The 9372-nt window shown below is 56.3% G+C and carries 9 protein-coding genes; 7 read left to right on the forward strand and 2 right to left on the reverse strand.

What is annotated here, in order from left to right:
* Positions 1 to 190 precede the first annotated feature (190 nt).
* Positions 191 to 769 (reverse strand): DJ-1/PfpI family protein, encoded by a 579-nt coding sequence (locus ACT84W_RS05965; RefSeq protein ID WP_444328561.1) that lies wholly within the window; start codon positions 767 to 769, stop codon positions 191 to 193.
* Positions 770 to 1082: 313 nt separating this feature from the next.
* On the opposite strand from ACT84W_RS05965, the gene ACT84W_RS05970 reads away from it, so the two are divergent.
* The 4 genes from ACT84W_RS05970 (at position 1083) to ACT84W_RS05985 (ending at position 5414) form a co-directional block, all read left to right on the forward strand.
* The gene (locus ACT84W_RS05970) at positions 1083 to 2141 is read left to right on the forward strand and encodes an acyltransferase family protein (RefSeq protein ID WP_444328562.1); all 1059 of its coding nucleotides are present in this window, start codon (positions 1083 to 1085) and stop codon (positions 2139 to 2141) included.
* Between the two features lie 97 nt (positions 2142 to 2238).
* Positions 2239 to 4326: a DUF6541 family protein gene (locus ACT84W_RS05975; RefSeq protein ID WP_444328563.1), complete on the forward strand. Its 2088-nt coding sequence runs from the start codon at positions 2239 to 2241 to the stop codon at positions 4324 to 4326.
* 34 nt (positions 4327 to 4360) lie between these two features.
* Positions 4361 to 5071: a glycosyltransferase family 2 protein gene (locus ACT84W_RS05980; RefSeq protein ID WP_432291041.1), complete on the forward strand. Its 711-nt coding sequence runs from the start codon at positions 4361 to 4363 to the stop codon at positions 5069 to 5071.
* A gap of 7 nt (positions 5072 to 5078) precedes the next feature.
* Positions 5079 to 5414, forward strand: coding sequence for a DUF2304 domain-containing protein (locus tag ACT84W_RS05985; RefSeq protein ID WP_432291040.1), 336 nt, complete (start codon positions 5079 to 5081; stop codon positions 5412 to 5414).
* A gap of 104 nt (positions 5415 to 5518) precedes the next feature.
* Here ACT84W_RS05985 and ACT84W_RS05990 read toward each other — a convergent pair whose 3' ends face one another.
* Positions 5519 to 6274, reverse strand: a complete 756-nt coding sequence (locus ACT84W_RS05990) for a hypothetical protein (RefSeq protein ID WP_444328564.1) — start codon at positions 6272 to 6274, stop codon at positions 5519 to 5521.
* A gap of 748 nt (positions 6275 to 7022) precedes the next feature.
* Between ACT84W_RS05990 and ACT84W_RS05995 the strand changes: the two genes are divergently transcribed.
* The 3 genes from ACT84W_RS05995 to ACT84W_RS06005 all read left to right on the forward strand — a co-directional run.
* Entirely contained in the window at positions 7023 to 7448 is a 426-nt protein-coding gene (locus tag ACT84W_RS05995) for a hypothetical protein (RefSeq protein ID WP_444328565.1), read from the forward strand.
* A gap of 61 nt (positions 7449 to 7509) precedes the next feature.
* Positions 7510 to 8919: a transglutaminase domain-containing protein gene (locus ACT84W_RS06000; protein ID WP_444328566.1), complete on the forward strand. Its 1410-nt coding sequence runs from the start codon at positions 7510 to 7512 to the stop codon at positions 8917 to 8919.
* Positions 8920 to 9092: 173 nt separating this feature from the next.
* Positions 9093 to 9372 (forward strand): sugar phosphate nucleotidyltransferase (locus tag ACT84W_RS06005; protein ID WP_444328567.1); only part of this gene is annotated, 280 nt, incomplete at its 3' end.

Consider the following 9372-nt stretch of genomic DNA (forward strand, 5'->3'; position numbering starts at 1 on the left):
GGAACTTCGTCAGCCGAAAGAAGTGGCTCGAGGCCAAGGATCCCTCGGGGGAGTAGAGGCCCATAGCTCGGGCGCTTCCCAGCAGGGCGGCTTTGAATCTGCCCCTCGCCAACAAAGAAGCCCGCGCTCTCCAGTCTTCCGGAGGGCGCGGGCTTCTTCCATGCTCTTAGACGCTACGGTTTGAAGACCCCTAGATCTCGATCTTCGCTCCCATGAGCTTGACGAACTCGCGGACGATGGCGGTGTCGCCGGGCCAGGCAGGGGAGGTCACGAGGTTCTTGTCGACGACGGCCTCGTCGACGGCGACGGGCACGTACTCGCCGCCCGCGAGCGTGATGTCCGGGCCGACGGCGGGGTAGGCCGTTGCCTTGTAGCCGGTAAGGACGCCGGCGGCGGTGAGGACCTGCGGGCCGTGGCAGATGGCGGCGACGGGCTTGTTCGCGGCGAAGAACTCGCGGACGATCTCGAGCACGCGCTCGTTTAAGCGGATGTACTCGGGCGCGCGGCCGCCGGTGATAAAGAGACCCTCGTAGTCGGCGGTGTCGACGGCGTCGAAGTTGGCCGTGAGCGCGAAGTTGTGGCCGCGCAGCTCGGTGTAGGTTTGCTCGCCGAGGAAGTCGTGGACTGCTGTGGCCACGGTGTCGCCGGCCTTCTTGTCGGGGCAGACGGCGTCGACCTGGTAGCCGAGCACAGAGAGCGCCTGGAAGGGCACCATCGTCTCATAGTCCTCGGTGAAGTCGCCGCACAGGAGGAGCACTTTTTTGGGCATAGGTCGGGTCCTTTCGTCGTAGATTTGCAATCCCAAGGTGGGTATGTAATCTATCTGATTCAACTATTGTTGTTATGTGTTATTCGGCATGTGGCCATAACGACATCGATGAGCGTCACGGAGCATAGGATTTCTCGTAATAGCTCCATAATTCAATGTGGCTGCGCAATAGTCGAGCAACGCCTCGCTCGACAAGTCGCTGACCAATGAACGCCCCGGTGGTTTATGCGGGCGTCTCCGGTGTGTACCCAAGTTCAATACGCTACCATTGCCCTGATTCATGCAAGAGGAAATAGCGAGGGTATTTCGAATAATGTCTAAACGCGCGCATCTTTACTATATTGATGGGCTTAGGGTCCTGGGCACGATCGCGGTTTTTGTTTACCACCTTAACGACCAGCTCATTACCCTTAACGAGAACTATGGTGTGCCGCTCTCTCCGGCGGCAATTCTTCCGACCAAGGCGTTCGGGATCGGCTTAGGCCAGGCTGCGGTCGCGCTTTTCTTTGTGATCTCCGGCTTTGTGCTCATGTATACGACCAGTGATTCTCGACTTGACGTGAGCCGTTATGCAAAGAGACGCATACTTGATATCTTCCCCTTCTTTTATAGTGCATATATTGTTGCTTTTTTTATTGTCGCGCTAGCAGGCATACGGCTGATCCAAGGTCCTCTCTCTGCTTGGAAGCTCATCTTTACCATCTTTGGGCTAGACGGGTATCTGAGCTGTTATCCTTCGCCTTTCTCGCCCAACTGGTATTTGGTCGGCGAGTGGTACCTAGGATGCCTTATTTTGCTTTACTGCTTTTTTCCTTTTATTCATAAGCTGCAGAGAGAGTCGAAGCTCGGTGCCTTCCTTACGGTGGTGGGCGTCCCGGCGATTATTCTCTTTGTCACATCAATGGGCGCGACATACATTGACTATACGGGTTATTTTGTTCCCGGTCTTTCGTGCTTTGCCGCGGGCTCGTTCATTGCGCTTAAGCTCGGCGAAAAGAAACCTGATGCGAAATTTGCCGCAGTATCGCTATTGGCCTTGATTGCATGTTCTTTCTTGGGTAGCTATTTCGGGAAGCTGCTAATGCCGATCGTCGGGATCGGCTGCTTCGGGTTATTCGGGTGGTTCTTCTCGAAGCTTTTTAATAAGGAGGTCACGGCGCTCTCTTTTGCATCAAGGATCAGCTTCCCTTTTTATCTGATGCATCATGTGGCTATATACGTCGTGACTCTACTCGCCATGCCCTCGGTAGTCAGCCTGAGGTCCGAGGCGTTCGTTTTCGTCTGCGCGCTCTCGCTGTCTTTTGCTTGGGGAGCGGTTGTGCTCTGGATCGGATCTTGGCTAAAGTCCTTTGCAAAGAAGCGCATGGGTTAGGATTGCCCTATGCGTTTCTCCTGCCTGAATCACCTAGGCACGAATTCTGCGCTAGCCTAAGTTCCTGACATCCCTCGGATATACGAATGAGTTGTATATGCTTGAATTGATTAGACTTCTGGTAGTTCTTCTGTCTTTCATTGTGGTTCCAGGTTTCTTAATTTGCCGTGCGTTCGGCACAAGGGGAGTCTGGTCGGCTCTTCTGTCCCCAGTCGTGGGGCTTGCGTTCCTCACTTGTATTTGTCAGGTATATGCGCTGGTGGGAATTGTCGCCAGCCCGATGGGTGTTTTTACCCCAGCGATTCTGATCTCCCTAGTTCTTATGCTGCTGCTTAGCAGGAGATTTTCCTCGTTGGATTTGCCTCGGATTCACCCCGTAATCCCTGTCCTCTATGTACTTATTGGTCTTGCCCTGGGCTATAACCTCTTTATTTCTCGGATAGGCTCTATTGACGCTCTTTACCAGGCATACGACGTTACCTGGCATTTGAATGTGATCCAGGGTTTCGTTGACTCCGGTAAGTTCACGTGCTTTGGCGTCAGTCCTTATCTCAGCGCTGCCGATGCAGCGATCGCCCCCGTCGACTACTCCGGTTTCTATCCGACTGCATGGCACATGCTGTGCGCGCTGACTTCCATGGCAACGGGCGCTTCGGTTCCCACAGTTATCAATGTTTCAATGCTTGCTTTTGCGGGGGTCGTTTTCCCGCTAGCTGTCCTCGCGTTTTTAGCCAGTCTGTTCCCAAACAATAAACGAATTCTGTTGTGCGGAGCGATCGTCTGTGTCGCTTTTGTTGCCTTCCCGTGGTATCTCCTGGTATTCGGTCCTGTTTACCCTAATTTTGCCGGGTTCTGCCTTGTGCCCGCCGCAATGGCGACTTTTGTGCGCTTGACCAGGCCGGAGGCCAACGTATCGGAGCGCGTTCGCCTCGGTGTGCTCCTTGTGGGAGAAGCGCTCGGCTTGGCGCTCTGTCACCCGAACGCGGTTTTTACCTGCGTTCTCCTGCTTTCCCCGTATTGCGTGCACCGACTTTACGACGAAGCGGCCAAACGGACGGCTAATCGCGTGATCAGGTTTGCGGTTCCGCTTGTGTTCATCGTGTTTGTTGCTGCGTTCTGGCTCTTCTGCTATAAACTGCCGTTCCTGCAGGATACCGTGACTCATACGTGGAAACCCTATGCCTGGGCTTGGCAAGAAATCATCAATATTCTTACTTTGCAGTACACGTTTGGCTTTTGCTACGAGACCGCTTCCCAGTATGTTCTCGGCTCACTCGTCGTGTTCGGCGCGGTCGGCGCGCTATTCAAGTCAGGAAAGCGCTGGATGACGGTTTCCTATAGCTTGGCATGCTATGTCCTGCTGGTGGCCGCGACTCACAAAGATGAATTCAAGCAGATTCTTGCCGGATTCTGGTATACCGACCCCATGCGCTTGGGAGCGGTCTGCACCATCGCGGCCATTCCTTTGGCGGCGTTAGGGCTCGAATGGGTTTACTGCCAGGTCGTACGGGCTTGCGAGAAGTACAACGCCGTAAAGACAAAGCCGACAAATTGTCGGCTGATCGCCGCTTCGCTTGCGGTTGCTTTCCTCGTTCTCAACTTTATGCCTGGGTTTAACCTCGCTGGTCTTCATCGAACCTATACCCAGGAGGAATATCGCAAGTATTACAAGATGGAGGATCGCGATAGACCGAACAAGTCTTTCCATACGACGTACGGCGATTTCCGCGAGATCGTGAGCGATACGTATCGTCTCGACAACCCGCTTGATTCAACCGAGCAAGTTTTCCTCGACAAAGTGCAGCAAATCGTGCCGAAGGACGCCGTGATCATCAATGACCCCATGGATGGTAGCTTCCTTGCGTATGGCACGCGCGGCATGCGGGTTTACTACCGCAATTTCGTTGGATTCGGGGGCAGCAACGAGGCGTCTGCGAGCAAGACCATCAGGACGAGCCTTGTGGATTACGACTCCAATGAGGAGGTCAAATCCGCAGTCGATAGCATCGATGCCCTGTATGTCATGGTTTTGCGCGGAAAAGAATGCGAGGCAAGCTTCATTAATCTGCGTAAGGACTATGACGCGTCGCTCTTTACCGGCATAACGTCCATCACGGAGAGTACTCCTGGCTTCAAACTCCTACTCAAGACCGGTCCCATGGCGCTTTATGAAATCGAGCGGTAGCCACAGTCCTCGTGTTATGGTAGACGGCAAGTAATTGAAGCTAGAAGCGGGAGTCGAGTACATGAAGGTCCTTGCCGTCGTCCCGGCATTCAACGAGGAGGAGTGCCTCGCGAACACTATCTCCGAGCTTAAGGCGACCTGCCCGGAGGTCGACTACCTCGTCGTCAATGACGGCTCCTCGGACGGCACTGCCGACGTTATTTCATCAAAACACCTGAATGGCGTGAACCTCCCGGTGAACACAGGCCTCACCTCGGCCTTCCGCACGGGGATGAAGTATGCTCGGCGCAACGGCTACGATGCGGTGGTGCAGTTCGATGCGGACGGCCAGCATATGCCCTTCTACATCCCCGCGATGGCTCAGACCATGTGCCAGAAGGACGCCGACATCGTCATCGCGTCCCGCTACCTCGACGGCACCGTTAAGCCCACGGGCGCGCGCGGCGCGGGGTCGCGGCTCATTACCTGGCTGATCAAGCTCACGACTGGCAAGACCATCACCGACCCCACGAGCGGCATGCGAATGTATAGCCGCCGCATGATCGATCTTTTTGCGACCGGCTTCGACATCGCGCCTGAGCCCGACCTAGTTGCGCTTGCGGCTCGCAAATACGGCCCCGTCGTCGAGGTCCAGGCACAAATGCGCGAGCGCCAGGGCGGCGAGAGCTACCTCAAACTCGGCAACGTCATCCGCTACATGAGCCGCACGTGCTTGGCCATCGTCATGTCCCGATTCCTGAGGTAGGTTGTCTATGCTGCCGTTCTATCTCCGTCTGCTGCTCGTTGCAGGAGCCGCCTTCGCCCTCATCGTCGTCGGGCGCAAAGTGCGTAAGCAGAAAATCCTCTTTGAGGACGCCGTGTTCTGGGTTGTCGTGGCTGTAGTGTTCGTTATCCTCGCGATTTTCCCCGAGATCGCCATCCGTCTCGCCGCTGCCCTCGGATTCATGAGCGCGAGCAACTTCATCTACCTGTGCATCATCGCCCTGCTGCTCTGGAAGGTCTTCGTTAACTCCGCCGAGATCAGCAGGTTAAAGACCAAGGTCGATGAACTTGCGCAAGAGGTCGCGCTGGCGAATAAAGGTAAGTAATCGCCCTGGTTCGCCTTGTAAAGATGAGCGCCCGTGAGCCACATTGGCTCACGGGCGCTCATTCAGGTTAATTGCTCTGGTGCCAGACGGTACTTGAGCGATGTCTAGCCGATCTGCGCACAGTTCTTGCAGAGGCGCCTTCCCGATGCCTGCGCCTCCGAAAGGCTGACGGTCCTATAGCTCTTCGCTTTTTCCATCGACCTGCACCAGTGGGTGTGGTAAACGTTGCTTCCATTGACGAGATAGGCAACGTTCGCATCCGGATTCGCGGTTCCCGGGTTGTTACCTCCGCCATGGTTTCCGTTGTCGGGAGTTGAAGGCTTCGGCTGCTCGATGGGTCCAAGTCCTGGCACGCTGTACCCACCGCCGATTCCGCTCCAGGCGTAGCCCTCTGAGCGCCATCCCACAGAAACCAGCATCGAGTCTTCGCTGGGGTCTGCCGTGTAGTTGTGCGTCCCCATTATAGCGTAGGGATTGTATTGCCGGAGCATCTTGACGTCGCCGCTCGAATACCATCCGATACCCTCATAAGACCAACCTGCGCTGATCAAAGAGTCACGTTCATCTTGATTCGTCGTGTAGTGGTGATCGCCACCTGGGACATAAGAATTGTAAAGACGATAGACATCTTTGCCTGACGTGGGCGCGACCCAGCCAACTCCCTCGCAGTTCCATCCTGCCATCCTGAGGGAGTCCCGCTCATCAGTGGAGGAGGTGTAGAAGTGCTCCCCTGTATAGGAGTTATACATCCTCCACATCGGGTTGCCTTCAGAGCCGAATGCAGCGATGGGCCACAGGGTGAAGAGGCCGAAGGCAAGAAGGACGTAAACCCAAGCACGTGCTTGATTTGATTTGACCATAACGCTCCTTCACAGTTAATTGGATTCAATGATGGTCTAATTATATGAGGCGTACCCCTGCCAACTGCCTGCAAGGCTGCGAGCGGTCGTGAACTTGCGGCTTCGCGTGACCGTTTGCCGAAATATAACTTTGCGGTAGCTCTGGCAAATCAGTGCGGATGGATACTGTTCGACATAGCCGTATGCGGCTAGAAGTATGGCCATTTTGGAAGGAGACGCAATGAAACACCAGGTAAACGCTACAATCTGTACGGTTATGGCCTTATCGACGGCCCTATCCTTGCAGATGCCTTTGACGGCTCTCGCGTCGACGGGCCAGAATCAGTCGGAAGGACTTGAGGCCCATGCCGGGATTTCATCGTCTGACGAGAGCTCAACTACGGAAATCGCCGTTTACCCCAAAGAGCCTTTGCCTTATTCGCTTGGCGAAGTGAAGACAATCCAAATGCCTGCTAACGAATTTGTGATCAGAGAAGCATACAGGCTTGACCTTGATCACGGCTCTACGTTAACGATCAAGGCCAGTGGCTGGAATCATCATGATTCTTATTCTGCCTTGGCGTTGTTCTCGGCGGCTGACTATGATTCTTTCAATAAGAGCGCTGAGGTTCCGTTCGAAAAAGCTATCTTTGTCCAGAATCGTACAGCCGATGACGTCTCTTACTCGCTTCCCTTAAGCAAGGGACAATATGTACTCCTGTTCGCTTCTGGCAACGGAAGCGGGGATGCCGGTTCGGTCCAATTGACTATGACTGCGAAGTATAAGATCATGCACCGCCTGTACAACAGCTACACCGGCGAGCACTTCTACACCGCCAGCGCCTCGGAGCGCGACGGCCTGGTGGCTGCCGGCTGGACCTACGAGGGCGTGGGCTGGGCCGCGCCGGATGCCTCGGGGACCCCGGTCTACCGCCTCTACAACCCCTACGCCCCCGGCGGCGACCACCACTACACGATGAGCGCCTCGGAGAGGGACTCGCTCGTGGAGGCCGGCTGGAGGTACGAGGGAGTCGGCTGGTACTCCGACGACTCGCGCGGGGTCGCGCTCTACCGCCAGTACAACCCCTACGCGGCCACCGGCTCGCACAACTACACCGCCTCGAAGGCCGAGAACGACTCGCTCGTGGCGGCCGGCTGGCGCGCCGAGGGCGTCGCGTGGTACGGACTGAGGTAAAGTTCAGAAGGAATGTTCAATCGCGTTAGGGACGCGATGCGTTTATCCGGATGGGGCGGGAATGGCAAAGCGGAATCGTCATTTGATCGTCTGTACTGTATTGGCTTCGATTCTTGTGATGCTGGTTCCCGCCCCCGTGCTTGCTGCTGAGGATTATTTGAGCGGCCTTTGCGAGGAGGACGTCTTTGTCGACTATCCGTCAGCGTCGGATGAAGACTCTCTATCCGATGTCATGGCCCTCGGTTACGATGGCGAGCAGGTTACATCGAGCATAGTGGAGGCTATCTACGAGAAGTTCCTGGCAGCTTATAACTCGTGCAGCGCAAAATTCGAGCTCGATGACACTGTGGTGACCGTTCAGGATGTCCGGGACGCTTTCGATCTCGTGGTTGCGAATCCTGATTATTACTGGGCCGCTCCTCGCTACACGATCAGCTATCGGGACTCAAACGGAAATATGAAGGCCGATCCCGAGGAGCCTGCTGCTGCGGTGACCTTGCGCTACGTTGTCGACATCGAGCAAGTGCCAGATGCAAAAAGCGAAACCGAAAGCGCGTTGGCAGAGGGCCTCTCTTGGGTAAACCTGGACACAATGTCGGAGTTCCAAGTCGCGCAGGCTCTCCATGATTACCTGCTCTCAAAATGCGAGTACGACTATTCCTCTGTCACACCCGATGCCTCTTACACTCCTTTTGGGAGTTTGGCTAAGGGGACTGCGGTGTGCCAAGGGTATTCACTCGGATATAAGCTTCTGCTCAAACGCGCGGGGATAGAGGCGCTGTATGTCGCTAGCAAGGATATGAACCACAGTTGGGACCTGGTTAATATAGATGGTTCCTGGTACCACGTCGACGCCACATGGGACGACACCTCAAATGACCCGCATGCGTTTTTTCTTCGCAGCGATTCCTCGTTTAGGCAAACGCTGCTACCTGGGCACTTTGGATGGGTGACGGCTTTCGAGACGCCGAGCGAGGATTATCCGAACCGAGACTACGGGAAGTATGATGGGCCTTCTTCCAAACCGGACCCTGCTCCTGAGCCCGATTCTCCGGCCGTCTCGATGTACCGCCTGTACAACAAGTACACCGGCGAGCACTTCTACACGGGCAGCGAGTCCGAGCGCGACGGGCTGGTGGCGGCCGGATGGACCTACGAGGGCGTTGGCTGGACAGCCCCGGAGACGTCGGGCGCGCCGGTGTACCGCCTCTACAACCCCTACGCCCCCGGCGGCGACCACCACTACACGATGAGCGCCTCGGAGAGGGACTCGCTCGTGGAGGCCGGCTGGAGGTACGAGGGAGTCGGCTGGTACTCCGACGACTCGCGCGGGGTCGCGCTCTACCGCCAGTACAACCCCTACGCGGCCACCGGCTCGCACAACTACACCGCCTCAAAGGCCGAGAACGACTCGCTCGTGACGGCCGGCTGGCGCGCCGAGGGCGTCGCGTGGTACGGGGTGAAGAGGTAGCGATAGTCTTGGCTGCTCTTAGACAATGAACTTCTTTGGAGCTGCGCCGTTCCCCGATGAGGGGCGGCGCAGCTCCATTTCATTGGCACGACGGATATATCCGTTGGTGTAGCATCAGGACGGTCATTTACTTCTGGACCACCTTTTATGCTATTCATCTGATTGGGGGAACCATGAAAGGCATCATCCTCGCCGGCGGCTCCGGCACCCGCCTCTACCCGCTCACGCGCGTGACGAGCAAGCAGCTGCTGCCCGTTTACGACAAGCCGATGGTCTACTACCCGCTCTCCACCCTCATGCTCGCAGGCATCCGGGACATCCTCGTGATCTCGACGCCCCAGGACCTGCCCAACTTTGAGCGCCTACTGGGCGACGGCTCGGACTTCGGTGTGTCGCTCTCCTACGCCGAGCAGCCGAGCCCCGACGGCCTGGCGCAGGCCTTCGTGATCGGGC

The sequence above is a fragment of the Paratractidigestivibacter sp. genome (genome assembly GCF_052362415.1).
Taxonomy (GTDB): domain Bacteria; phylum Actinomycetota; class Coriobacteriia; order Coriobacteriales; family Atopobiaceae; genus Paratractidigestivibacter.

Excerpts from the sequence above, each read along its gene's own strand:
- ACT84W_RS05975 (WP_444328563.1), top strand. The coding sequence starts at position 2,239 with ATGCTTGAATTGATTAGACTTCTGGTAGTTCTTCTGTCTTTCATTGTG.
- ACT84W_RS05995 (WP_444328565.1), top strand. The coding sequence starts at position 7,023 with ATGACTGCGAAGTATAAGATCATGCACCGCCTGTACAACAGCTACACC.
- ACT84W_RS06000 (WP_444328566.1), top strand. The coding sequence starts at position 7,510 with ATGGCAAAGCGGAATCGTCATTTGATCGTCTGTACTGTATTGGCTTCG.
- ACT84W_RS05965 (WP_444328561.1), bottom strand. The coding sequence starts at position 769 with ATGCCCAAAAAAGTGCTCCTCCTGTGCGGCGACTTCACCGAGGACTAT.
- ACT84W_RS05970 (WP_444328562.1), top strand. The coding sequence starts at position 1,083 with ATGTCTAAACGCGCGCATCTTTACTATATTGATGGGCTTAGGGTCCTG.
- ACT84W_RS05990 (WP_444328564.1), bottom strand. The coding sequence starts at position 6,274 with ATGGTCAAATCAAATCAAGCACGTGCTTGGGTTTACGTCCTTCTTGCC.
- ACT84W_RS05985 (WP_432291040.1), top strand. The coding sequence starts at position 5,079 with ATGCTGCCGTTCTATCTCCGTCTGCTGCTCGTTGCAGGAGCCGCCTTC.